Annotated in this window: 24 protein-coding genes, 1 tRNA gene and 1 CRISPR repeat array (1 of these 26 only partly in view); of the genes, 14 read left to right on the top strand and 11 right to left on the bottom strand. The window is 45.4% G+C overall.

Going from position 1 to position 25,014, the window contains the following annotated elements; genetic code table 11:
• Nucleotides 1-300: direct repeats of the CRISPR family, unit length 28 nt; unit sequence GTTCATGGCCGCACAGGCCACTTAGAAA (it extends 328 nt beyond the left edge of the window).
• A gap of 138 nt (nt 301-438) precedes the next feature.
• The gene (locus tag IUA53_RS15740; RefSeq protein ID WP_196897401.1) at nt 439-1,632 is read left to right on the top strand and encodes an ISL3 family transposase; all 1,194 of its coding nucleotides are present in this window, start codon (nt 439-441) and stop codon (nt 1,630-1,632) included.
• A gap of 89 nt (nt 1,633-1,721) precedes the next feature.
• Here the strand turns inward: IUA53_RS15740 and IUA53_RS15735 are convergent.
• Nucleotides 1,722-1,798 (bottom strand) — tRNA-Ile (locus IUA53_RS15735).
• Between the two features lie 281 nt (nt 1,799-2,079).
• On the opposite strand from IUA53_RS15735, the gene IUA53_RS15730 reads away from it, so the two are divergent.
• Nucleotides 2,080-2,874, top strand: coding sequence for an MbnP family protein (locus tag IUA53_RS15730; protein WP_044446314.1), 795 nt, complete (start codon nt 2,080-2,082; stop codon nt 2,872-2,874).
• A gap of 211 nt (nt 2,875-3,085) precedes the next feature.
• Entirely contained in the window at nt 3,086-3,415 is a 330-nt protein-coding gene (locus tag IUA53_RS15725; RefSeq protein WP_044446316.1) for a hypothetical protein, read from the top strand.
• Between the two features lie 36 nt (nt 3,416-3,451).
• Here IUA53_RS15725 and IUA53_RS15720 read toward each other — a convergent pair whose 3' ends face one another.
• Complete coding sequence (locus IUA53_RS15720; RefSeq protein WP_196897400.1) at nt 3,452-4,111, bottom strand: hypothetical protein; 660 nt, start codon at nt 4,109-4,111, stop codon at nt 3,452-3,454.
• 238 nt (nt 4,112-4,349) lie between these two features.
• Between IUA53_RS15720 and IUA53_RS15715 the strand changes: the two genes are divergently transcribed.
• From IUA53_RS15715 to IUA53_RS15675, 9 genes are all read left to right on the top strand, one after another.
• Entirely contained in the window at nt 4,350-4,676 is a 327-nt protein-coding gene (locus IUA53_RS15715) for a DUF3718 domain-containing protein (RefSeq protein WP_196897399.1), read from the top strand.
• A 98-nt stretch (nt 4,677-4,774) separates the two neighbouring features.
• Nucleotides 4,775-5,566 (top strand): LytR/AlgR family response regulator transcription factor, encoded by a 792-nt coding sequence (locus IUA53_RS15710; protein ID WP_196897398.1) that lies wholly within the window; start codon nt 4,775-4,777, stop codon nt 5,564-5,566.
• Nucleotides 5,567-5,666: 100 nt separating this feature from the next.
• Nucleotides 5,667-6,050: a CidA/LrgA family protein gene (locus tag IUA53_RS15705; RefSeq protein ID WP_196897397.1), complete on the top strand. Its 384-nt coding sequence runs from the start codon at nt 5,667-5,669 to the stop codon at nt 6,048-6,050.
• A complete protein-coding gene (locus IUA53_RS15700) occupies nt 6,047-6,754 on the top strand; it encodes an LrgB family protein (protein WP_196897396.1) in 708 nt (235 codons plus the stop codon). The genes IUA53_RS15705 and IUA53_RS15700 overlap by 4 nt, the downstream gene beginning before the upstream one ends.
• A gap of 188 nt (nt 6,755-6,942) precedes the next feature.
• The gene (locus IUA53_RS15695; protein WP_196897395.1) at nt 6,943-7,938 is read left to right on the top strand and encodes a response regulator; all 996 of its coding nucleotides are present in this window, start codon (nt 6,943-6,945) and stop codon (nt 7,936-7,938) included.
• A complete protein-coding gene (locus IUA53_RS15690) occupies nt 7,938-8,429 on the top strand; it encodes a PAS domain-containing protein (RefSeq protein WP_044446326.1) in 492 nt (163 codons plus the stop codon). Before IUA53_RS15695 ends, IUA53_RS15690 begins: the two co-directional genes overlap by 1 nt.
• Before the next feature lie 93 nt (nt 8,430-8,522).
• Nucleotides 8,523-10,292, top strand: a complete 1,770-nt coding sequence (locus tag IUA53_RS15685; protein WP_196897394.1) for an Lcl C-terminal domain-containing protein — start codon at nt 8,523-8,525, stop codon at nt 10,290-10,292.
• Nucleotides 10,292-10,810, top strand: coding sequence for an Lcl C-terminal domain-containing protein (locus IUA53_RS15680; RefSeq protein ID WP_044446328.1), 519 nt, complete (start codon nt 10,292-10,294; stop codon nt 10,808-10,810). The genes IUA53_RS15685 and IUA53_RS15680 overlap by 1 nt, the downstream gene beginning before the upstream one ends.
• 180 nt (nt 10,811-10,990) lie before the next feature.
• On the top strand, nt 10,991-11,794 hold the full coding sequence (locus tag IUA53_RS15675) for a YggN family protein (protein WP_196897393.1): 804 nt from the start codon (nt 10,991-10,993) through the stop codon (nt 11,792-11,794).
• A gap of 3 nt (nt 11,795-11,797) precedes the next feature.
• On the opposite strand, the gene hemW is transcribed toward IUA53_RS15675, so the two are convergent.
• From hemW to IUA53_RS15655, 4 genes are all read right to left on the bottom strand, one after another.
• The gene (hemW, locus tag IUA53_RS15670; RefSeq protein ID WP_196897392.1) at nt 11,798-12,937 is read right to left on the bottom strand and encodes a radical SAM family heme chaperone HemW; all 1,140 of its coding nucleotides are present in this window, start codon (nt 12,935-12,937) and stop codon (nt 11,798-11,800) included.
• On the bottom strand, nt 12,930-13,532 hold the full coding sequence (gene rdgB / locus IUA53_RS15665) for an RdgB/HAM1 family non-canonical purine NTP pyrophosphatase (RefSeq protein ID WP_196897391.1): 603 nt from the start codon (nt 13,530-13,532) through the stop codon (nt 12,930-12,932). Before rdgB ends, hemW begins: the two co-directional genes overlap by 8 nt.
• A 220-nt stretch (nt 13,533-13,752) precedes the next feature.
• Nucleotides 13,753-14,979 carry an ATP-dependent RNA helicase SrmB gene (gene srmB / locus IUA53_RS15660; RefSeq protein ID WP_196897390.1) on the bottom strand — a complete coding sequence of 409 codons (1,227 nt, stop codon included), beginning with the start codon at nt 14,977-14,979 and terminating at the stop codon, nt 13,753-13,755.
• Nucleotides 14,980-15,104: 125 nt separating this feature from the next.
• Entirely contained in the window at nt 15,105-16,304 is a 1,200-nt protein-coding gene (locus tag IUA53_RS15655; protein WP_196897389.1) for a CCA tRNA nucleotidyltransferase, read from the bottom strand.
• A 146-nt stretch (nt 16,305-16,450) separates the two neighbouring features.
• Here IUA53_RS15655 and IUA53_RS15650 point away from each other — a divergent pair, with 146 nt between their 5' ends.
• Together IUA53_RS15650 and IUA53_RS15645 are read left to right on the top strand one after the other, a co-directional pair.
• Nucleotides 16,451-17,362: an ExeA family protein gene (locus tag IUA53_RS15650; protein WP_044446338.1), complete on the top strand. Its 912-nt coding sequence runs from the start codon at nt 16,451-16,453 to the stop codon at nt 17,360-17,362.
• Nucleotides 17,355-18,455: a general secretion pathway protein GspB gene (locus IUA53_RS15645; RefSeq protein WP_044446340.1), complete on the top strand. Its 1,101-nt coding sequence runs from the start codon at nt 17,355-17,357 to the stop codon at nt 18,453-18,455. Before IUA53_RS15650 ends, IUA53_RS15645 begins: the two co-directional genes overlap by 8 nt.
• A gap of 48 nt (nt 18,456-18,503) precedes the next feature.
• Here IUA53_RS15645 and IUA53_RS15640 read toward each other — a convergent pair whose 3' ends face one another.
• From IUA53_RS15640 to leuA, 5 genes are all read right to left on the bottom strand, one after another.
• Nucleotides 18,504-19,700: an HD-GYP domain-containing protein gene (locus IUA53_RS15640; RefSeq protein WP_196897388.1), complete on the bottom strand. Its 1,197-nt coding sequence runs from the start codon at nt 19,698-19,700 to the stop codon at nt 18,504-18,506.
• 249 nt (nt 19,701-19,949) lie between these two features.
• Nucleotides 19,950-20,555 (bottom strand): 3-isopropylmalate dehydratase small subunit, encoded by a 606-nt coding sequence (gene leuD, locus IUA53_RS15635; protein ID WP_044446342.1) that lies wholly within the window; start codon nt 20,553-20,555, stop codon nt 19,950-19,952.
• 3 nt (nt 20,556-20,558) lie between these two features.
• Entirely contained in the window at nt 20,559-21,959 is a 1,401-nt protein-coding gene (gene leuC, locus IUA53_RS15630; protein WP_044446346.1) for a 3-isopropylmalate dehydratase large subunit, read from the bottom strand.
• Between the two features lie 9 nt (nt 21,960-21,968).
• A complete protein-coding gene (leuB, locus tag IUA53_RS15625; protein WP_044056220.1) occupies nt 21,969-23,066 on the bottom strand; it encodes a 3-isopropylmalate dehydrogenase in 1,098 nt (365 codons plus the stop codon).
• Nucleotides 23,067-24,626: a 2-isopropylmalate synthase gene (gene leuA, locus IUA53_RS15620; protein ID WP_196897387.1), complete on the bottom strand. Its 1,560-nt coding sequence runs from the start codon at nt 24,624-24,626 to the stop codon at nt 23,067-23,069.
• Nucleotides 24,627-25,014 lie beyond the last annotated feature (388 nt).

Raw genomic sequence — 25,014 nt, 5'->3', positions numbered from 1 at the left:
ATCACCGGAGGTTGGCGCTAAAGTTGTTCAACGTTCATGGCCGCACAGGCCACTTAGAAACGTGACAGTGAGATGGCTATTCGGCGTGAAGTGTTCATGGCCGCACAGGCCACTTAGAAAGATGGGTGGACGGACGGCGAGCAGTGGGATGAGTTCATGGCCGCACAGGCCACTTAGAAACTCCCAATCAACATAGCCCGACATGTGGCATCGTTCATGGCCGCACAGGCCACTTAGAAAAATAAGCAGTGGTATCGGTTAGAAATAACAGAGTTCATGGCCGCACAGGCCACTTAGAAATACATGGAGGTAGCATCTCTTTAATGCTTTGTGCACCAATGATAATTTAAGTTAAGTGTATAGGCTCTTCATCATTAACGGGGGACATCCGCATTCATTAAACTGATTTTGCGAAGAATCATTTAATGGAGAGTACAGATGTCCCACGCAGGTACTATTTTAGGCATAAGTGAGTTAGAAATAGAACGTGTTCATCGACATGATTTTATTGAAGTGTGGGCGAAGCCTACTAAAAAGCCTCTATGCAAGCATTGTGAGAGTCGACATTTACGCATAAAAGCCACACATAAGCGCACTGTAAAGCACACGCGTCAAGGTAATCAGGTGCTAACGCTACATTTAAAGGTGCCTAAGTATCATTGTCGATGCTGTGGTCGTTATTTCAGGCATCCTTTTGTTGGGATTCGGCCTCGCTATCGGGCATCAGAGTGCTTTCGCTTGGAAGTCTTTGAGGCGCACCACGGCGGTGTTACGCAGCGTGGCATCTCACGCACACATCGCATTAGTCCAACTACGGTAGAGCGGTGGTACCAATCTCATATCAGCCAAAAATATAAAGAGATTATCAGTCGCCCCTGCCCCGAGATGTTGGGCATAGACGAACACTTCTTCACGCGCAAAAAGGGCTACGCCACTACGTTAGTGGATTTACGTAACCGCAACGTTTTTGATGTGAAGTTGGGGCGTTCTGAGCTGAGCTTACGCAGCTATCTACGCCATTTACCCGGCAAAGAAAACGTGCGACTCATCGCTATGGATTTGTCCGAAACGTATCGCAGCATTGCTAAAAAGTACTTTCCTAACGCGACAATCGTCGCTGACCGCTTTCATGTCGTGCGATTGATAAACCATCATTTTTTGAAAGCATGGCAAATACAGCACCCCGAGGGGCGAAAGAATCGTGGCTTACTGAGTTTAATGCGACGGCATCAATGGCGACTAAACGAAGATAACAGAGCAAACTTAGACCGTTACTTGGCGAACTACCCCGTCCTACGCGCATTGTATATAACGAAACAAAAGCTTATCCGTTTCGTGCTGATGAAAACGATGAACCAAAATCGGATGGAAAAAAAGCTACCTCAATTCTTAGAGTTACTCGCACAATTGCATCAAAGCCCACTCAAAGCCTTAGCGAAGTCCCTGACGTCCTGGCTACAACCGATAGTGGCAATGTGGCGCTTTACACGGAACAACGGCGTCACCGAAGGCTTCCACAACAAAATGGAAATGATATCGAGAAGAGCGTATGGTTTTAGAAACTTTGAAAATTACAGAATAAGAGTGATGACCCATTGCGGATGGGATGGTGTTATCAATAGGGTAAGATGAGTGCTGATCCCCCGTTTATGGGGTAGAGCCCACATATGTAGCACAGGAAAATATGGTTGGTAGTTACTATCGCTTGAAGCGAGGAAAAATGGTGGCCCCACCCTGACTTGAACAGGGGACCTGCCGATTATGAGTCGGATGCTCTAACCAACTGAGCTATGGGGCCATTTTGAAACTTGTGATTTTAGGTACAGCGACCTAACAAGCGAGCGCAAGTATAAGCAGTTTTAAATCTCTTGTCACGTCTAGAACAGCGTACTGTGAACAGTTTGCTTTATTTTTGTTCAGGTGCTTGCCCTTTCACCTCAATTTCATGTTAATTAAAAGCAATTCTTGACGAATAGGTAGGCGGGCTAGCACTATTGCCTTTCGTTGTTGTCGAATCTACAGAAGCCTTTCTCTTTCTTCTTTTGCATTCATTATTTATAGCTGGGTAGTTTTTAAAACATGAATATTATATTGCGTACTGGTGTGGTCTTCTTCTCACTACTTAGCTTATCGGCCTGTACTAAAATTGGGTTCGATAAGCGTGAGTCGGGAGAAATTCCGTTTAAACTCATTGGCGTTGAAACGGGCGCGTGTCCATTGCAAACGCGTATTGGGCAAGACAAATGGCAACTAGATTATTTTGGCTTTTACTTAAGCAATCCTGAGGTTCGTATAGATGGCCGCTGGCAGGTGGTTAAATTCAAACAAAACGAATGGCAAACGAAAAACGTGGCATTTCTTACGTTCCATTCTCTTTGTAATCACCCTGAAAACGCCAACAGTAAGATTATATTGGACGTGTCTGATGAGTTTATGAAGCTAGCCACAAATTTACGTTTTACGCTGGGCTTACCTTTTGAACAAAACCATCAATCACCAGAGTCTTTAGCCACACCATTAAATAACAAAGCCATGTTTAACAGTGTGCAGCAGGGGCACAAGTTTATGCGCTTGGACTTGTCTCACGCAGCGTCAGACAAACAGTGGCGCTATAGTTTAGGCAGTGTAGGGTGTCATTCGGCGTCAGCAGACGAAGCGCCAGAAAAAGTGTGTGACTTTACTAACCGCGTGGAGTTCATCCTTCCTATGACACAATTAGATACCGACCTAGCGCTTGAGATCTCCATTTCTAATATTGTTTCGCAAGTAAATTTAGATTTGCCACAAGACTGCGCGGTGCAGTCACCAGAAGCACCGCCGTGTAATAAGCTGCTTAAAAACTTATTGCATAGGCCTTGGTTGAAATGGGATTAGTGAGGTATTTAGTTGCGTAGGTAGGCTTGTTTACGTAAAAATACGACCCTAGTTAACTAAATTACACTATTTGTTGAATTTGTGTTTATACTTTAGACAATAAATTCAACCAAATGCCAATATTTATATTGTCTTTAGCATGTTAAACTTTGGCGTTATTGAGTCAAATTTTACACAGATCTAAATAAGTCAGACTGGTGCGGAGAGAAGAATGACAGAGAAGCCGTTCATTACTAGTGGTCGTAACACCATTATCCATAAGATTAGAAAGTTAGATTTGTTAGTCATCAATGGTGACGAGCATCCACCGATAATCGTGACTTATAAAGGCATAAAGCAGTATGATGGGAAAATCCCTGAAAACAAACGCGAAGCCAAAATGATGGATATGGAGCTTGTTGACGTAACAACGGGCGATGTTTTTGGTGATGAAAAAACACTACTGTTTATTCAAACCCTTAACGGTAAAGAATACAAAATAGACTACAGTAAAATTGGTACTAGTATGTTTATTAAAATACATCAAGACAGCATTTTTTAAGCTGTTCTGTATTATAACGCGGGACAACGCGGGGGCTTAAGCAATTTGCCCCCAGTTGTCTGCCGATAAGCTATTAAATCCGGTTATCAGCCTACCTTCGCCTTTTACTTGTACATACCTGGGCTCAAAAATTGAAAATCGGCATATGTCTACTGGGGTGACTTCCGACGCATTTACCCCTGAAATAACCCCCGCCGTTTCTAATCCTTCTGCCACTAATTCTGAACAAAACCAACTGCTAAAGTCCTCTTGGTTGTAACTGATGCTCTTAAAGATAGGGTGATCGTCTAGTGCATCAACTGCCGATCCGAATAATTGAAGCACATCATATTTTTTTCCATCCTGAGCAAACATAAAGTTGAAAAAGTCGCGTTTTCTCTCATTAAAGCGCTGTCGTGCTGTTTCACCCAGTGGCAACCACCAGATATCGCCGTCGTAAGTATGTACCCGCTCACTTAGCCGGTTTGTCATCACGCCTTTTTTGCCTTCATATACGGTGGCTTCCATCACTTGGTTAAAGTACCTGCCACTGTCTTCGTCTCGCATTTTAGTTTGCATCACGATGGCAATGTGTGTCACCGCAGAACGAGTAGTCAGCTTTGTCCATTTTGAAAATAGACTGTTACCACCAAATGCAATGATGTCACCGGGGCGCATTTGTTCTCGAATCAAATGGTAGGGTTGTTGCTCTAGCATGTTGTCTTCCCTGTTTCATAAAAGTTCAATGGTTGTATCAAAGTGTGTACAAATGCCGACAAACCGCAGGCTACAACGATAATTAAACGGCCTTTATGGGCATCTTATCGCAACGTCGCAAAAAGCGACCTTTTAACGTTTTTATAGCGTGATTATTACAAAATTTCACTAGTTTATGTGTGCGGTTACGAAAATAGGTCGTTGTCGCATACATTTAATACATCAGAGGAAATTGATTATGTCTATGTCACGCCGCGTTACCTTATCTGCACTCGTTTGTATGTCACTTGCTTTAGCTGCTGGTTCAGCAAACGCAAGAGATTACCCTAAAGAAATTGAAAGCGATCTTATTGCCGTGTGTGAAGCAATAAAAAGTGATAACCGTTTAGCCTTGATGCGCGCAGTAAAGCGCAGCCGTTTAAGCTTTCAAACCCTTAATAAAGGCTTAGTGTGTAACGGCCAAGACATGTTGACCTTTGCGCTTACACATAATGCTTCTACCACGGGTAAACTTATTGCTCGTCGTACCAATGCCGACAGCGCCACGCTTACTGCTAAACGTTAATGACACATTACTTTGATACCATCCCTGGGCGTTGGACTGTGCTCTGCACAGTCCCTTTTTCTCCCTAGTATCGCGTAAACTCTTTAACTGTATTAAACATGATTGCATTGGTTTTTCTACAATCGGTAAGTCAGGCAACAAAGCTCGTGAATTTGCTTTGTCATCTGGATGTTTTCGACACTATATATCATGCCGAGAATGAGCAAGATTGTAGTGCGTTGTTGCAGCGAAACCCGAACGCTTTAAGTTTTTTAACCGTAGGTTTTGCGTCGCTTTGCCCGCCTTCTTCGTGCTGGGTGGCGGTGGGCGAAACCACATCCGATGCCTTAACGGCTTTTCACTATTCTGCCCAAGGGTTTATTCATGCCCCCTTTGATGAAAAACAGTTGGAATGCGTCATTCAGCGCTTAACCCTTCATTGCGAAAAAGCCCATAATCGCAGACAATATCAACGCTTGGTGAAGGGGTTATGCATTCAATACGGTGTGAATGAGCATGCGCTTTTAGCTACGCTTCGTCGTCAACACGCGCTTATTAAAGCGCCAGGTATCGTCAGTGTAAAAGCACAAGATGGACGGTGTTGTTTACAACCACAGGATATTAAGTGGATTGAAGCGTGTGGGGATTATATGGAAATTCATACCCTTGATAGGCGTTTGTTAGTACGTTCAACCCTATGTCAACTGATGCAAAAGTTAGGGCATGAATATTACATAAGGTGTAACCGTTCGGTTGCGGTTAATCTCGACTTTGTAGATAAAATAGACAAAGTAGGGAGTCAGCTTCATGTCATATTAGATGATGGTCAGCGGTTTAAGATGAGCCGACGTTATCAAACGCCGCAATGGCACCCTACAAAAGCCGCGTCTATGCTTGCTGAACTGCAGTGAACATACAATAAGACCTTTGTCCTGCTAGTATCTCGTCTGTGATATCAGTTACACTTTCTGCCTACTAAAGCGCGATGTCATGCAGTAAGGGAGATAGTCGATGAATAAAGCAGTAAAATGGCTGTCGGGTTGGGCCTCGGTACTTTTTTGCTATTATTCTGGTGTTTTTCTTTCTGCCCATTTTGAGTTAGTACTCCCAGGTACCCTAATTGGGTTGTTTTTGCTGCTAGGGGCCTTGTTTACTTTTCATATTGTTGAACCTTTAGTTTCTAACGCCGTCGCGCCATTACTAAAACATATGTCAGTTCTATTTGTACCTGCCGTGCTTGGTGTGTCTGTGTATTGGCCCGACATTCAGCGCCATGGCGCAGCGATTGTGGTTGCTGTGGTTTTGTCTACTGCATTTAGCTTGGGAGTTACGGCTAAAATTGCTAGTAAATTTATGCGCCATAGACACCCGCAGGGCGATAGGGGGAATCAGTGAGCGATATTCTCTCTACAACACTATCTATCACGGGCGGGGTTTGGCTAAGCCTTACCTTAATAGCCTACGCCGCTGCGCTTGTTTTGAATAAACACTGCAAGGGACACCCTCTTGCCCATCCTCTAATTACCACTTCTGCAATAATTAGCTTGGCCCTGTTAGTGAGTCAGGTGTCGGTGGCAAACTATCAGACGTCCGCAAGTTTCCTTCATTGGTTGCTAGGCCCAGCAACTGTGGCGTTGGCCTTACCCATTTACCGACAATGGCAAGTGCTCAAGCATTATGGCTGGCGCTTGCTTCTTAGTATCGTTATTGGCGGCGTGATTGCGCCCATTACGGCATGGTTTGGTTTATGGATAAGCAGTGCGTCTGCCGCTTTGCAGATGTCAATGTTGGTGAAGTCAATTACTACTCCTTTAGCCATGGAAACCGCAAGCCAAATCAACGGTACTCCTGCGCTAGCCGCTGTGTTTGTCATCATGACAGGGATTGCAGGTGCAATTATGTCTTCTTGGGTTTTTCAGCTGTGCAAAGTCGAAGACACTCAAGCGCAAGGTATAGCGCTTGGAACAGTAGCCCACGCAGTAGGCACGGCAAAAGCATTGCAACTGGGCGATGATGTAGCTGCAATGGCAACATTGGGGTTGTGTGTCAACGGTATTGTTACTGCCATTGTGTTGCCGTTATTTTTTATTAGCGCTTAGCCATTGTGCTAATTTGCACCGATTGAATGTGGCAAATTCCGCCAAAAGTGCTATTCCTAATAGAGCAATAACACGTCACTATAGACATGTTGTTTTTGGTGGCTTTAGTTTCTGGTTTAAGTGCCGATAAAGTTAAAGTGGTGCGCATTACTTGCGTTATCGTCAATTCAAGGTGGTGTATTCGCTCAATGTTTTCTGTACTCGTCTGTGACGATTCACTGGTTGCTCGCAAGCAAGTGGCTAAATGTTTACCGCAGGATTGGGATGTAGCGGTACATTTTGCTAAAAATGGCCAAGAAGCTGTGGCAGCGTTGAGCGAAGGAAAAGGGGATCTTCTTCTACTCGACCTAAATATGCCTATATTAGATGGTTATGGCACGCTAGAAGCAATCAAAAATCAAGGATTAAACACCAAAGTCATCGTCATTTCCGGCGATATACAGCCAGAGGCTTACGATCGAGTTACCGCGTTAGGTGCACTCGACTTTATTCGCAAACCGGTTAATCCTAAAACCCTGAGCGAAATGCTTGAAAAGCATCACATTCGTCACGTTGAAGTGGAAGAGGTGGTTGAGCAAACCCCCTTAGACCCAGATATTCGCGATTGCTACCAAGAAATTACCAATATTGCGATGGGGCAGGCTGGCGATCACCTTGCCCGTATCATGAACGTATTTGTTCGCTTACCCATTCCTAATGTTAATCTTATTGAAGTGTCTGAATTGCATATGATGTTGTCAGATATTGAGAGCCATGAGCAAGTTACTGCGGTGTGCCAAGGCTTCCTAGGCCCAGGTATCAGTGGCGAAGCGCTGTGCATTTTAAGTGATTCCAGTTTTGAAGACGTGGCTAAAATACTCAATGTAGAAGGTGAGGTAGACGATCAACTACAGCTTGAATTGCTAATGGACGCTGCCAGCATACTCATTGGCACTTGCTTAAGCGGGTTAGCGGTACAAATGGATGTGAATTTCAGTCAGGGGCACCCTATAGTATTGGGTCAACACAGAGCCATTACTGAGATTATCAGTATGAATCAAATGCAGTGGAAACGTACCCTTGCCATTGAATTAAGCTACGGGCTAGAAGGTTACAACGTTCAATGCGATCTCATTTTGCTCTTTACCGAAGAGTCGATGAAAACCATGAACGCTAAGTTAGCTCACTTGTTGGAGGATATGTAATGAGCCAGCAATTAGATGAGTTGTTAGAATTCCACTGGATGATGGACATGCTGCAATCTGTGGACGTGGGCATTGTGGTGTTTAATCGACAGTTCCAAATTCAAGTCTGGAATGGGTTCATGGAAAGCCACAGTGGTATGTTACCCAGCGAAGTCCGAGATAAATCGTTATTCGACCTCTTTCCGGCGATTAAAGAGGACTGGTTTAAGAAGAAGTCTAACCCCGTATTTGATCTAAAAACCCGTGCCTTTATGACATGGGAACAGCGCCCTTATTTATTCAAGTTTCCCAACTATCGGCCGATTACAGGTAGTGAGTCATTTATGTATCAAAATATCACTTTAACGCCGCTGACATCGGCGACCGGTAAAGTTGATTACGTCAGTATGATGATTTACGACATGACGGACGTGGCGGTAGGGAAAAAACAACTTGAGGCACTACAGGTGTCCATATCTGAGGCGCAAGAGCGCAATCAATCCCTGCTATAAAGTGCATCACAACATGCGCTCTACTCACAGTTAAATTTATTCACGTTTTTTATTCGGCCCTTACTTATAGTGTGTTGAATTGTGGGAGTTCTTATGCAAATTAGAAGTGGTGCGTATGCTAAGTGTGCGCTTTTCACCGTTGCCACAGTATTCTTTTTATCCGCGTGCGGTGGCGGTTCTGACGGCAATTCAGATAGTGGTTCCAATAGTGATAACGACACTGAATTACTCGTCAATGCGGGGCCCGATGATACCGTCACCGAAGGTGCTACCTATTCACTAAGCGCGGAAGTGACCGGTGGTGACGGGGAATACACCTACAATTGGACCGCATCGCCTTCGTTAACGTTAACACATGACGATACGAGCTCCTCAGAAGCCAGTTTTACTGCCCCTGCCGTGTCTGTAGACACTGAATATACGCTGACGGTGTCGGTAAATGATACGTCTGGAAATACCGACAGCGACTTCACTATTATCACCGTGAGCCCAGTCAATATTGCCCCAGTCGCTGCCATTTCGGTTCCCGAATGGGACGGTCTCGGCGAAAACTATTTCCCTGGAGGCGTTGAGGTCATCCTAGATGGTTCGGGCAGTTCCGATGAGGACGCTAGCGATACCAGCGATGCGATAAGTGAATATAGCTGGACACAAACCGACGGTACCAACGTGATTGTGGGGGAAGAAACGAATTTATCTACACTTACCTTTACAACCCCCATTTTAAACGACGAAGAAAGTCTGACATTTCAACTAGAAGTAACAGATAGTGAAGGTGCGACTGATACAGAGACAGTCACGCTAACTATACAGTCCAAAAGTGACACTTTACCTCTTGTGGATGCAGGATATTCTCAAGGTGTTTTTAGCGGTGAAGTCATTATTTTAGAGGGCACGGCCAGTACCAGTATTTCTGAAGCTGAACCTTTAACCTATAGCTGGGCACGAAGTAACAACGTAACAGCTTCCCAGTACGCGGAAACTGAGAAGGACGGGTACGTAAGCATAAAAGCCATCGACGACACCGATGTATTGTCTACCTTTGCCATTGCACCCTCGGTAAGCGAGTACACAGTGGTGGCTTACACACTCACAGTGACAGATGCTTTTGGTAACCAAGTGGAAGACACCATTAACGTGGGGGTGAGAGAAATGCCCACGCCACTTATCAATGACACAGGTTTTTTACAGCAAGCCACAAACAACGCACTCACCGAGGCACAGCAAAACGACTGGCCCGGTCAAGATGGCCAACGAGGTGCTGACATTGTGGAGCAAAATGGTTATATCGAAAAAGCAGGGCGAGGAAAAGCCGGTTTCGATTTTACGCGTTTAAACGCAAACGGCGATGAGCAGGATGCAAGCGCCGACACTTGGTCTTGCGTTCGCGATAACGTTACGGGGTTAGTGTGGGAAGTAAAAACCGATGACGGTGGTTTACAAGACAAAGATTATCTTTATTCGTGGTACAGCGACGATGAAAATGGCGGCTACGTGGGCGATGAAAATGGCGATGATACCAGCTGTACATTAACTAGCTGCAATACGCAAGCCTATGAAAATGCACTGAACGAACAAGGGTTATGTGGCTTTTATGACTGGCGGATGCCAACTCACCATGAGCTATTCACACTTATGCACTTAGGGTTGTCTGACAGCATTGCCATAGATGAAGATTACTTCCCCTATACAGGCACGGTGGGTACTAGCCCTGTATGGTATTGGACCTCCATACCCAGTGCTGACGGTGTAAATAGTGAAGATGCACAAAATGCATGGGCGTTAGATTTTGACTCTGGCGTAGACAACTTTTTAAATAAATCTACCGCGGCGCGAGTTCGCTTAGTCAGAGCAGGGAGATAATGATGAATAAGAAAGTTGCCTCACTGGCTTTATTAATGGGTATCTGTGGACATGTTAGCGCTCAGACTTGCTTATCTAGCGGCATTGAAACCACACCAGAATCTGATTTTAGTGTCGTTTCAGATAGTACGTATTTGCACGATACAACAGATTTAGTATGGAAACGATGTGCTGAAGGGCAAACTTGGGATGGCACCACCTGTGACGGTGAAGCGGTGAAATACACATGGCAAGAAGCATTGCAGTTAGCGCATGAAGCCAGTAACGAAGATTTATTAGGATGGCGGTTACCGAACGTAAAAGAGTTGGCTTCTATTGCAGAGCGCCAATGTGTGCGTCCCGCGGTAAATAGCACATTATTTCCAGAAACCCCACCAGATGACTTTTGGACTTCAACACCGTCCTCAGACGATCCCGATAGGGCTTGGGTGGTCGCATTCTTTAACGCGAGTCATTCTATAAAGGAGAAAGATCGCTACATTTACGTGCGTTTAGTGAGAACGTACACCGACGATTAAAGCATTTAGTCTTTAGTATAAATACAAAGGCTTTAAGTATAATACTAAAAAGCACGCCGTTATACTGCGTGCTTTTATTTTTGTCATAAAGGTACTTCTCGCCTCTGCTTCACCCTGATTTTTAGCGGTTTAGACTCATGTCACCTTCCTATTTCAGAAGAAGCTAGCCACAATACTCACATGAATGATTTTAAATACCTGATTACGGGTTTACTTAGTTTTCTTTCGCTTAGCTGGTGTACGCCGGCCATGGCTGAATTTACCTGTAATATCGACTTTGGCTATGGCCTTGCCGTTAACGACACTCAAGTCAGAGTGATGGAAAAGTCGAGAACTCTTGTTCAAATTAATAATCAAGATCAGCTTTTCATCGCAGGCCGATGGCAAGAGCTCACGCCAGAACAGGCTGTGTGGTTGCAAGAGTATTCCGATGGGCTACATTATGTGGTGCCCAAAATGATTATATTGGCTACTGAAGGCGTGGATTTGGCTATTGATACCATAGAGCATGTCTATCTGGGGTTAGTGGGTAGCGATCACGACAGCTACGCTAGGCTGAATACCGCGATGAAACGCGTTCAGGCGCGGGTAAAAGATAAGTTTCGCCATGCGAGCAACCATTATTTTATCGGTCCTGGATCGCTAGAAAGTGTTGATGATTTCGTGGATAGCGAAATAGAAGCACAACTTGAAGAAGCAATTTCCACCTCAGTAGGCGGCATTTTATCGGCGATTAGTGGCATTAATACCAGTAATGGCGAAGTCAGCAGTGATAAAGTGGCTGAAATTACCCGTCAGCTTGAAACGGTGGGTGAACAACTCGAGCGCGATGTAGGCGATAAAGCCACCACGCTTCGTAAAAAGGCGCAGTGGTTTTGTAACAAGCTTAAACGCTTAGACATTGCTGAAGAAAAGTTACGAGAGAGCATCCCCGCGTTCAAACCGTATAACATTATTACTTCTAGCCAAGACAGCAAAGATTAACGATTACACAAAACAAGAGAGAAGTGTGTTTAAATACCGGCGGCCTTTATCAGTCACTTGCCAGTGTGAAGGTGATAGTCGAAGTAATCCTTGCTGCTGTGCGTCGGCCAATGCATTAGTCACGTTTTTCGGCAATGACAGCCCCGTGAATGATGAGAAGTCGTCAATAGGACAAGGCTCCACTAACCTAAACCTATTCATAAAAAATTCAAACGGTAAGTCGTCCTCTTCCACGAGGGTTTGAGTATCCAGGTATGGCCTACTCAATTCCATGTAGCCTCTCGGGTGTTTTACTTTTACCGTTCTATGTATGGTTCCTTTACTCGCGTCGGTAATTTTGCCATGAGCGCCGCAACCGATACCCAGATAATCACCAAATCGCCAATAGTTTAAATTATGTTGGCATTGATGCCCGTGTTTAGCGTAGCCAGATATTTCGTATTGATGATAGCCTGCGGCTTCAAGAATCTCATGTCCGCGTTGTTGAATTTCCCACAAAATATCGTCGTGTGGCAATTCAGGTGGGCGCGAATAAAAAGGCGTATTGGGTTCAATAGTGAGTTGATACCACGACAAATGGTAAGGGTTTAATGCGATCCCTTGTGTTAAATCTGCCATGGCATTCTCTACGCTTTGCTCTGGTAAGCCATGCATGAGATCTAAATTAAACGTAGGTAGCCCCGCACTGTGGGCTTGTTTTACCGCATTTTCAGCTTGGCTGTCATTATGAATACGGCCTAGCACTTTTAAATGCTTAGGCTGAAAACTTTGAATGCCCACCGATATTCTGTTTATGCCTGCCTGATAAAAGCCTGCAAACTTACCTGCTTCAACGGTACCTGGGTTGGCTTCCATGGTTATTTCAGCAGTGTCACTCAAGTTAACCCGCTGTTTAACGCCGTTTAAGATGTCAGCCATGGCCTCGCTAGAAAACAAGCTAGGCGTGCCACCACCAATGAAGATAGTCTCAACAGGGCGGTCGCCAATACGTTTCGCATCAATGGCTAAATCGTCCAACAGGTGCGCTACATATTCTTTCTCGGGTAAATCAGATTTAAGCCCGTGAGAGTTAAAATCACAGTACGGACACTTTTGAACACACCAAGGAATGTGGATATAAAGGCTAAGCGGTGGATTACGCAAAAGTCGCTCTCATATTATCAAGCAAAATCGCTAGGGCGTTGCCGCGATGACTAATGCGGTTCTTTTCGGCTTTCTCTAATTCTGCGGCAGTGCAGCCATGAGTTGGCACGTGAAATACTGGGTCGTAACCAAAACCGTCGTTACCAGAGCGAGCAGTTAAAATTTCGCCTTGCCACTTACCTTGGCTAACCAGTGGTACTGGGTCTTCAGCATGGCGCATAAACACTAAAGTACAGAAGAAATGCGCTTTACGCTGGGTTTCGCCATCTAGGGCAGCTAACAACGTGTCGATATTGGTATCATCAGTTGCATCAGCGCCAGCATAGCGGGCTGAATAAATACCGGGAGCACCGCCAAGCGCGTCGACCACCAAGCCTGAGTCATCGGCAATAGCAGGAAGGCCTGTTACTTTTGCGGCATGACGCGCTTTAATAATGGCATTTTCAACGAATGTTGTACCTGTTTCAGGCACATCAGATACACCTAATTCTTTTTGCGCCACAACGTCTACACCGTACTCTGCAAACAAGGATGCAAACTCACGCACCTTGCCTTGATTACCTGTGGCTAAAACAATTTTTTCTGGGAATTTCATTGTGCCAGACTCCTCGTTGTTTCTTTGCTCCTGAAATAAGCTCGAACACATTCATCGGGTTACTTTAGGTTATTCAGGACGAAGGTTGGGAGTGGTTTGAGCAAACCCTCTGCCGCAGGGATGCGGCAGCGGAGCGCACATGGATGTGTTTACCGCGTGTTTGCGAAAGCCACTCCCAACCTTCGGCCGTCGCATCGCTCACCCTCTACGTGCTCGAGTTTTACTTTTTCTTCTTAGGCTTAGCTTTTGCCTTGGCTTTGTCTTTGGCCTTCACTTTTTTCTTTTTAGGGCCAATCTTCGGCGTTTTGTTTTTAGGGCGTAACTCGTCAATAACACGAGCTTTAAGTGGTTCGCCCATGTAACGTGCGGTTTTGGCTACCATGTCAAAATCGTGGGCCTCAACCAAAGATATTGCAGTACCTTTGGCGCCAGCGCGGCCGGTTCTGCCAATGCGGTGCACGTAAACGTCAGCTTTGCGCGGCATGTCGAAGTTAATTACATGGCTTACGTTAGGTACGTCGATGCCACGGGCAGCAACATCCGTTGCCAGCAAAATAGGTACTTCACCACTTTTGAAACGGGCTAGCGCTGCAATACGTTTGTCTTGTGGCATTTCGCCCTGTAGCCAGCACACTGGAATATCTTTCGAGGCTAAGAAGTCTTTTAGCATTTGCAGGCGTTCGCGGGTTTTCACAAACACAACCGCTGACGTCGTCGTTTCTTGCTTCAAAATATTCACTAGCAAAGCTTGCTTGTGGTTCATGTCGTCAGCAAGGTGATACCACTGATGAATTTTGTTCTTCTCTTTACGAGACGGGTTCGCTTCAATCACTTCAGGGTTATTAAGAATATCCTTTGCAAAGGTTTGAACGCCTTTACCTTCTAATGTGGCAGAGAACAGCAGGTTCTGCTTGCGCCAGCGCGCTTCGGCAGCAATCTGGTTAACGACCGTTGAGAAACCCATATCCAGCATGCGGTCCGCTTCATCAAGGATTAAGCACTCGATATCGCGGCAGTCAGCGGTTTCTTTTTCGATATGCTCAAGTAGACGGCCAGGTGTAGCAACCAAAATGTCCAGATTTTGACTCAGGGTTTCTTTGTCGGTGCCATAATTTATGCCGCCCGTAATGACACCGCATACTAATTGCGTATGCTGAGTAATAGCCTTTGCTTGTTCATGTACTTGCAGGGCGAGTTCCCTGGTTGGTGTGAGAATAAGAATACGTGTAGCGCCTGGCTGCTTGCGTGGGTAATCGAGTAAAAACTGACAAGCAGACAATAAGAAGGCCGCCGTTTTACCTGTACCGGTTGGCGCAGAGGCCAAAATATCACGCCCGTCTAAGGCGTGAGGGATAACAAGCTCTTGAATGCTAGTTGGGGTTTCAAACCCCATATCTGCAACTGCATGGCACAGTGCATCGTCTAATTCGAGTTCTTCGAAAGTCATAGTTTAAAAAATACTCTAAATGAATGGGGCGTATTGTAGCATTGCTATACCAAAACATAGAGAAAAACTGGCGTTAAATTCGCGCACTATGGTTAACCACAGGTTAATGCCAATATTAGACCCTGTTAGTCTAATGAGTTTTTGAACGATTCATTTAGCGCAGCAATGGCGGTATGTTTCGCATGGTTTAGTGCTTCTCTTATTTCTGGCCCTTTTACACCCGTGGCAATAATATCTTGCACATTCACTTGGTTGGCGGCTGTCAGTGCATTTTTAATGTGTTTTTGTTGGCGCTGCCAATTTATACCTTTTCTATGAGCATAGGGCGCAAAAGCGCTGAGCAATAGTGTAAATCGTTCTTCTCTTCGCCACGCATCACAGCCATTGAATAATTCGAGGAGCTTTGTAGGGCAGTTCGATGTGTTTACAAGACAATCTCTAAATTTGCAGGCAAGAATAACAATTTCGCTTACTTGGTTTTGCACTCTCAGCCTATCGCAGAGGCGTTTTGCTTCTGCTTCTTCAAGGTGGGAGAGCAGGGCAGTGAATCTTATTATGAGCGTGTGAGTTTCTAAAGCGTTACTTTCACACGCTTTAGCTTTAGTCGTGGCGCTTTTGTCGCCGTTTTCGTTAGCAGTCTTTTCTAGCTCTACCGCCGTTTTTAATGTTGCTAAAGCTGCATCTAAATTATTTTCAAGTTCAGTAAACCAGTCGCTAAGTCCATGAGCCTCATTTAGCACGGCGAAAAAAACGTAAGGGGTCTTTTCTAAAAGGCTTCGTTTTGTTTCTTGCCATACGCGCTCAGCACTTAGCGTGCTTAACTCACCGCTTTTGGCCATGGACTGCATCAGTACCATGGTTTCACTCGCAATGGTGAAGCCTAAATAATCGTAACGGGTGGCAAAGCGGGCAACTCGAAATACCCGCAGCGGATCTTCACTAAAGGCACCTGAAACATGACGAAGAAGACGGTTATCCAAATCGCGCTTACCACCGTAGGGATCAATAAGATTACCCAGGTTATCTTGGGCTATGGCATTCACGGTAAGGTCTCGGCGCAGTAAATCTTCTTCCAATGTAACGTCGCTCGACGCATTACACTCAAACCCCGTGTAGCCCTTTCCAGATTTTCGCTCTGTGCGGGCAAGGGCGTATTCTTCTTGGGTTTTTGGGTGTAGGAATACAGGGAAGTCTTTGCCTACTTGGGTGAAACCTTGGCGTAGCATTTCCTCTGGCGTAGCGCCCACAACGACATAGTCTTTTTCGGTGACAGGTCTTTTTAGCAAAGAGTCTCTCACGGCGCCACCAACCAAATAAACCTGCATGTATTCTCGCTCTTAAATCGGGGTGAAAAAAAGAAGTAGTATATCAATGTTCCAAATAAAATTGTCAGTGCGTGTAAAGCGCCCTTTTACTTACCCTCGTGCTCTGGTAGTTTAATCCTCGTTTTTACCATTACTTAGCGAATACCATGTATTTGAACTATTTCGGGTTAAGCGATAACCCGTTTTCAATTGCCCCGAACCCAGATTATCTCTATATGAGTCCTAGGCATAAGGAAGCATTAGCGCATTTAACATTTGGGCTTCGCGAAAGCGGTGGCTTCGTTATGCTTACTGGTGAAGTGGGCACGGGGAAGACCACTGTATCAAGAAAGTTACTTCAGCAATTACCCGATAATACGCAAGTGGCCATGATTTTAAACCCCACTCTATCTGCGTTAGAACTGCTTGCCACAGTATGTGACGAGTTAGGTATTGAATACAGTGGGCCTAATGCCAGCTTGAAGTATTTTACCGATCTTATTTTAGGTAAATTAGCGGCGAATCATCAGTCCGGAATTAACACTGTACTTATGGTGGATGAAGCCCAGCATTTATTGCCAGAAGTATTAGAGCAGTTGCGATTACTCACGAATTTAGAAACCAACCGTGAGAAACTTCTTAAGGTAGTATTAATAGGTCAGCCAGAATTGCAGCAGTTACTAAAACGTAACGAATTACGTCAGTTAGCCCAACGTATTACCGCGCGATACCATTTACTGCCGCTGACCTCGTTAGAAGTGAAAGCTTACATTGCACATCGTCTTAGCGTTGCCCATGGTGATGTGAGCATTTTTAGCCAGTCTACATTGAAGGCGGTGCATCAAATAACCGGGGGGATCCCTCGGGTTATTAATTTGCTTTGCGACAGAGCCTTAACGCTGTCTTTTACAAAACAACACGCGGTAGTGAAAAAGCCCATTTTTTTTGCTGCGGCAGAACAAATTTTAGGTGAAGACGTTGTCAGGCAGCGTATACATAGTCAGCGTAAATGGCATCTTGTCGGCGTGTTTTTACTCGCAATTGTGTGTGGCTATGGTTTAGGGAGCCTGTATGTCTAACGTGGTGACCATTAAAAACTTAACGCCGGGCATGGTGATTACTCAAATCACAAAACAAAATGGCCCTGTCAAAATTAGAAAGTCAGGTTTAGTGACAAGTGATGCCATGGTGCACGGTTTGGCGGAAATGGGCGTGCAAGAGTTAGAAATAGACCCAGATCAAACAGTAGAAATTGCACCGGTTACACAACATAGAACCCAAACTCAAGCCCTATTGAGAGGCGAGCATGATACCAAAGCCAACTTTGACTCGTCGCTTTCCGAGCAGTTTAATCGCAGTTTGTTCTTGCCTACGGTTCAGGGATTACCGTCAATGTGGTCTGTGTATGCGAAAGAGCTTGCAGCTTTCGGTGTTACCCTATTGTTGGGGTTGGGCATCGGTTTTATGGCCGCTACGCCAAGTCTTTGGTGGCCGTTAATTTCACATAAAGATACGCAAATTCCCCCAGTTGCGCTAACCCCGCCTGAGGATATCTCTTCTATGCCTGTTACCGACAATACTCTTACGCCCCTTGATATTAACGAAGAGGTTGTGGCAAATGTTGCGTCCGCTGAAGACGCTAATGCCGAGGGCAAACAGCCCCCTCAGGTAACTAACGTCAATCAATCCAGCGGGGTAAATGGCAAGCAGACACCACCCTCTGCACCACAGATTAAGGACGATGAGGTACAAAAAAGTGCGGTTGCGTCGTTATCAGAAGAAGGTGGAGAAGTACTCAATGACAGTGGCAGTGACACTGATATTGCTGTGTCGCCTGAGTTGTTAGCCCGTTTTAACGCAGCTGTAGAAGCGCTAGATAAGCAAACTGACGAAGGGCGCTCTGAACCTGCAAGGCCTCTTACCGTTCACGATGATATTCAACGGGTGGACCAATTACCGGTGCGCCTATTAACACGTCTTCCTAGTATGAATTTCAGTGCGCATATGTATGCGTCACAAGTGGACGATCGCTGGGTTCGCGTAAACGGTGTGCAAAGGTTTGAGGGGGACTGGATTGACGATAAAGTGCAAATTATCAATATAGAGGCGCAGCGCGTCATTCTTTCCTATGAAGGAGAACTGTTTTCTATGAGTGCATTAACGGACTGGTAGCGAGCGACGCTATTTTTTGGCCTGTTTGCCAGCCCATGTCACAGGCGCCTAAGTCGGCGCCTGGCTTATGAATACTTCTTGGAAAAACTTCGATAAATTAAGTTTAAAGTCTTCTGGGCGAACACCAGAAACTATCTCGTCATCATATTGGCTCAAATCGATTCGCTTAATTTCATTGTAATGATTTGACGTAACGCTATAAAAAGACATGACCACAGGGCTTAAGGCATCTCGCTTACCGCGCTGACTAACAATGGCCAGCTTGCCACTTTTCAATCGAACCAATGACCCCACAGGGTGAACCCCCACACATTGAATAAATTGGGTCACTAAATTTTGGTCGAGGTTATCAATACTGGTTAACCGCTTTAGTGCCTGGGTAGGCGTGATACTTTCTTTATGAGGGCGGTTGGATGTCATGGCATCATACGCGTCTACGATGGCCGCTATGCGAGCAAGTTCACTGACATCATCACCCGCTAGCCCACGAGGGTAGCCACTGCCGTCTTGCCGTTCATGGTGTTGTGCAATTATAGAAAGCGCTAAATCTGAAATGTCGCCGCATTGCTCAACTAAATCTATACCAATTTCCACGTGGGTTTTCATTACTTCCCAGTCAGCATGAGAGAACTCACCTGTGTTATGTCTTACTTCTTCGGGTAGAGAAGACATGCCCACGTCCATCAATAATGCCCCTAAACTGGCTTGATCAATAGTGTCTCGGTCGTAACCTAAAAACTGCGTAAACATACCCATGATGATGCTGCAATTGATAGAGTGCTCAAGCAAGTAGGCGTCGGCATCTTTGATTAAGGTTAAGCAGGAGAGGGCGTCTTTATTATCGAATACGCTTTCAATTAAGCTTTGCGATAATTCCTCGATGGGTTTTAGGTCTTTTGCTGCGCCGCGCTTTAACGATTTCAAAAAACCGTTTTGAATATTCACTGCGTCAAAATATAAGTCGTTAGCCTCGTTTAGAGATTCTCGATTAATGGGTTTTTCTTGTGGTTGCTTTGCTGTGTCTGGTGCAACACTCTCTGGTGCTGGGGCAACGTCTTCCACTGAGCCTTTCGACTTTTCGGTATCAATTTCTACCCGTTGAATACCCCGTGTTCTAAGTGTGTCTATGACTTTCTGAGTTTTGACTATTCCTTTTGAACGCATTTTTAGTGCGCCGCTTTGTTCAAGCACTTGATTGACGTACATGCCAGGCTTCAATTCGTCAATGGGTACGGCTTTTAACATTGTTTCTCCAAGAGCGCTTTCTGACACAAATTGTGAAGGGGCTTAATCGCCACTAAATATTACGACAAACTCATACCTACGTCAGTGTATAATTGATATTTGTTGGCAGATTTAATTGTCGATGCAAAATGACATGATATACGACAAGCAATGGGGCTTGTCTTACACGAGATAATAATGGGCCGCTAACGTATCAGCAAAGCAAGCACTAACCTACTGATAAACAGCGGTCAGTGCTTCTACTTACTATTATAGCCAAGCAGGCTGCTTAGCTTCGAAAGCCTTAATGGTTTCAGTCAGTTCGAGGGTCTGACCAATAGCATCTAGCCCTTTAATTAAATTGTTTTTATGGTGCTCAGCAATATCGAAGGAAACAGATACGCCATCGAACGTCACAGTCTGGGCGGGTAAATCGACGGTAATCTGAATGGCTGGATTGTCCTCTACGGCAGTAAAAAGTTTATCCATTTCTGAGCTAGGTAATGCCACAGGCACCAGTTGGTTGTTAATGCAGTTACCGTAAAAAATATCTGCAAAGCTGGTGGCGATGACCGTTTTAAAGCCAAAGTCAGCCAGCGCCCAAGGCGCATGCTCTCGGCTTGAGCCACAACCGAAGTTTTCACGTGCCAGCAAAATACTGGCACCCTTATGCTCAGGCTTGTTTAAAGAAAATTCCGGGTTCGGCTCTTTTTCTTCCAAATCTAGATAGCGCCAATCATGAAACAAATGTTTTCCGTAGCCCGCGCGGGTAACACCGGTTAAAAACTGCTTTGGAATAATTTGATCGGTATCCACGTTAGCCTGGTCTAAAGGAGCGGCAATACCTGTATGTTGTATAAAACCTTGTTCTGACATGACTTACTCCTGAAAATCTCTAACGTCGGCGAAGCGGCCAGTGATGGCAGCGGCGGCGGCCATGGCAGGGCTAACTAAGTGGGTACGTGCCCCACGACCTTGGCGACCTTCAAAGTTTCGGTTACTGGTTGACGCACAGCGGTCACCAGACACTAACTTGTCGTCATTCATACCTAGGCACATGGAGCAACCTGGTAGACGCCATTCAAATCCGGCTTCTTCAAAAATTTTGTCTAGGCCTTCTGCTTCCGCTTGGCGTTTAACGTTACCAGAACCGGGGACCACAATGGCCGTTACTGAATCGGCAACTTTGCCGTTTTTAGCAATGTGTGCGGCGGCACGTAAGTCTTCAATACGACCGTTTGTGCAGGAACCAATAAACACATGGTTAACGGCCACATCAGCGAGCTTTTCACCGGGTTTAAGTCCCATGTAGCCTAACGCTTTTACAGCACTTTCTTTTTCAATCGGATCACTAAAGTCTTCTGGTGCAGGCACGGGCGTATCGACACCAATCACTTGACCTGGGTTAGTGCCCCACGTGACCTGTGGTGCAATGTCTGCAGCTTGCAACTCTACGACTGTGTCAAACTCAGCGCCTTCTTCGGTGTAAAGCGTTTTCCAGTATGCAACAGCGTCATCCCAGTCTTTTCCTTTAGGCGCGTACTCGCGGTCTTTTAAGTAAGCAAAGGTGGTTTCATCTGGTGCCACAAGCCCTGCTTTCGCGCCAGCTTCAATACTCATGTTGCACACCGTCATGCGTTCTTCCATAGACAAGCCACGGATTGCCTCACCAGCATACTCAATAACATGGCCGGTCGCACCGGCATGACCAATTTTTCCGATGATGGCAAGAATAATGTCTTTTGCAGTAATACCAATAGGAAGCTTACCGTTAACATTAATCAGCATGCTCTTAGCGCGGCTTTGTTTAAGAGTTTGCGTAGCCAGTACGTGTTCAACTTGTGAGGTGCCGATACCGAATGCTAGTGCACCAAACGCACCATGAGTTGCTGTATGAGAGTCGCCACATACCACAGTCATGCCAGGTTGAATAAGGCCTAACTCTGGCCCCATTACATGCACAATACCTTGCTTTTGGTGTCCTACGGGAAAAAGCTGAATACCGTGTTCTTCACAATTTCGTGCTAGGGTATTTAGCTGAAGGGCATTTTGAGGTCCACATGCATCAATGGCTAATGAGCGGGTGGATATACTGTGATCCATTGTGCCCACTGTGCGGTCAGGACGACGCACCTTACGGCCTTTTTCGTTAAGCCCTGCAAAGGCCTGTGGTGAGGTCACTTCGTGAATAAGATGGCGATCGATATAGATTAAGCTGTCTTCACCTAGTTGATCGATAATGTGTGCCTGCCACACTTTGTCATATAAGGTCTTGGCCATGGGGTCTATTTACTCCTGCGCCATTAATTGTTTAACAATTTCATCGCCCACTTGCGATGTACTGGAGGCCTGTTCGCGCTTATCAGCAGGCAGTAACTCGCCTGTAAGTACACCTGCTTCTAACGTGGCCACAACGGCTTTTTCTATAGCATCGGCTGCCTCACCTAAATTCATGCTAAATCTAAGCATCATGGCAGCGGATAAAATTTGCGCGATAGGGTTAGCAATACCTTGTCCCGCAATATCAGGGGCAGAGCCGCCTGCTGGTTCGTATAGACCAAAGCCATCTTCATTCATACTGGCTGAAGGCAATAATCCCATTGAGCCAGTCATCATTGCGCATTCATCAGATACGATGTCACCAAACAGGTTAGAACACAGCATCACGTCAAACTGTGCTGGGTTTTTCATTATCTGCATCGTAGCGTTGTCAATGTAGATGTGCTCAAGTTCTACATCTGGGTAGTCTTTGGCGACTTCTTCGGCAATTTCACGCCACAAACGGCTGGTTAGCAATACGTTAGCTTTATCTACCGAGGTTACTTTACCCCGACGTTTCTGCGCAGCTTCAAATGCCGCTACGGCAATACGTCTAATTTCTCGCTTACTATAGCGCATGGTGTCGAATGCAAATTCTTCTTCACCTTCACCTTCGCGGCCTTTAGGTTGACCGAAGTAAATGCCACTGGTGAGTTCACGAACTACCAGTACATCCACACCTGACTGTGCGATGTCTTCACGCAACGGCGAAAGCGCCTCTAAACCTGGGTAAATACGTGCAGGACGTAGGTTACTGAAAAGGTCGAAATGGCTACGTAATGTCAGTAATGCTGCTCGCTCTGGGCGTTGTTCAAGAGGTAAGGTATCCCATTTAGGGCCGCCGATACTACCAAACAAAATTGCATCGGCCTGTTCACAGCCCAACAGAGTTTTTGACGGAAGTGCTTCACCCTCAGTATCAATGGCATAACCACCTACAGGGAATGCCGTACGGTTCAAGGTTATGTTGAACTTTTTCTCGACGGCATCTAAGACCTTATTGGCCTCCTGCATAACTTCTGGGCCGATACCGTCTCCGGCTAATACGGCAATTGAATACTGGCTCATTTACACTCCTGCAACGCGTTCTTGTTGGTTTTTTTGCTGATCAATTTGGTCAGCTAAATAGGTATTGTTTAATACAAAGATAAGGGCTTTTACACCGGCTTCTACAATGTCAGTCGCTAAGCCGATACCGTGGAATCGGCGGCCTTTATAGGTGGCAATAACACTCACCTGTGCCAGTGCGTCCGCGCCTTCACCTTTTGAATCTAGTTTGAAATCGACGACTTCTAAATCTTCATGACCAAGTATCGACATAATAGCTTTGTAAGCGGCATCAACGGGACCATTCCCTATGGATGATTGGGTAATTTCTTCCTCGCCTACTTTCATTTTAACTGTGGCACTTGGAATGATTTCTCGCCCAGAATTAGCCTGCAAATAAAGTAACTGGAAGTGGGCCTGGTCATGTTTCTGTTTATCGAAGAATAACAAGGCTTCTAAATCATAGTCGTACACTTGCCCTTTTTTGTCGGCAAGCTTTAAGAAGGCTTGATAAACCGCTTCTAAATCGAAATCTTCCGGTTTGTAGCCAAGCTCTGTTAATCGGTGCTTAATAACATGACGGCCCGAACGTGAGGTTAAGTTTAGGTTGTTTTTATTTATGCCCACACTCTCAGGGGTCATGATCTCATAAGTATTTTGCGCTTTTAATACACCATCTTGGTGGATACCCGATGAATGACTAAATGCGTTAGCCCCTACAATGGCCTTGTTCGATTGCACGGGCATGTTGCACAAGTTGCTAACCAATTTCGATGTGCGTGATATCTCCGTGGAATTAATATTAGTATCAAAGCCAAGCATGTTCTTACGGGTTTGTAAGATCATGGCTATTTCTTCTAATGAGGCGTTACCTGCACGTTCACCAATGCCATTGATAGTACATTCTACTTGGCGAGCGCCTTGCTCCACCGCGGCAAGAGAGTTAGCAACAGCTAAACCCAAATCATTGTGGCAGTGAACCGAAATAATGGCTTTGTCGATGTTAGGTACGCGATTAAATAATTGCTGGATAATACCACCAAACTCTGTTGGCGTGGTGTATCCCACCGTGTCGGGGATATTCACGGTGGTAGCACCGGCGTTAATGGCTGACTCAACCATTCTGCACAAGTAGTCTATATGCGTGCGGCCTGCATCTTCGCAAGAGAATTCTACATCGTCGGTGTATTTACGGGCATGTTTCACTGCCGCCACCGCCATGTCTACCACTTCATCTTGCGACTTACGCAGCTTAGCGCCAACGTGAATTTCCGAGGTGGCGATAAAGGTGTGAATACGGAATTGCTCGGCTACGCTCAACGCTTGACCACATGCATCGATATCTGCGGGTAACGCTCGAGACAAACCACATACCACAGAGTTCTTCACTTCTTTAGCAATCATTTGTACCGAACGGAAGTCACCTGGCGAAGAAACGGGAAAGCCAGCTTCAATAATATCGACACCTAAACGTTCGAGTGCCAGAGCAATCTGCAATTTCTCTTTGGCACTTAGGCTAGCAGGTAACGCCTGCTCGCCATCTCGCAATGTGGTATCAAAGATTTTCACTTGATTTGTCATGACACTCTCTCAGTTTAATAGTTAAAAAAAAACCCGTGCTTGGCACGGGTTTTTGTGTGATTAATCGCTGGTCGCAATCTACCCGTGCAGTCTGGCTGCCATAAGGAGTAGAGTTAGAAGTAGAAAACGCGTCTTCATTTGCGGTAATTCTTTGCTGACCAATTTGATAGCGACAATTTAACCATCTAGAGGCCTAAGGTCAACCTTTGTTTACTATAATGCGTATATTTTTTGGTTATATTTAGTGACTATTGGAATTTAGTAGACACATCCTAATTTTTATCGATTAGCGTGTTAGAAAATATCAATTAAGAAGGGGTAGTCCATTTAAAACGGCTTTCATCTCCTCTTAATAGGATGTGCATCCTAATACTGGTTGTTTAATGTG

Source organism: Alteromonas sp. B31-7, assembly GCF_015767655.1.
Taxonomy (GTDB): domain Bacteria; phylum Pseudomonadota; class Gammaproteobacteria; order Enterobacterales; family Alteromonadaceae; genus Alteromonas; species Alteromonas australica.
The sequence above is the reverse complement of the archived record's forward strand: the minus strand, read 5'-3'. Positions and strand labels throughout refer to the sequence as shown.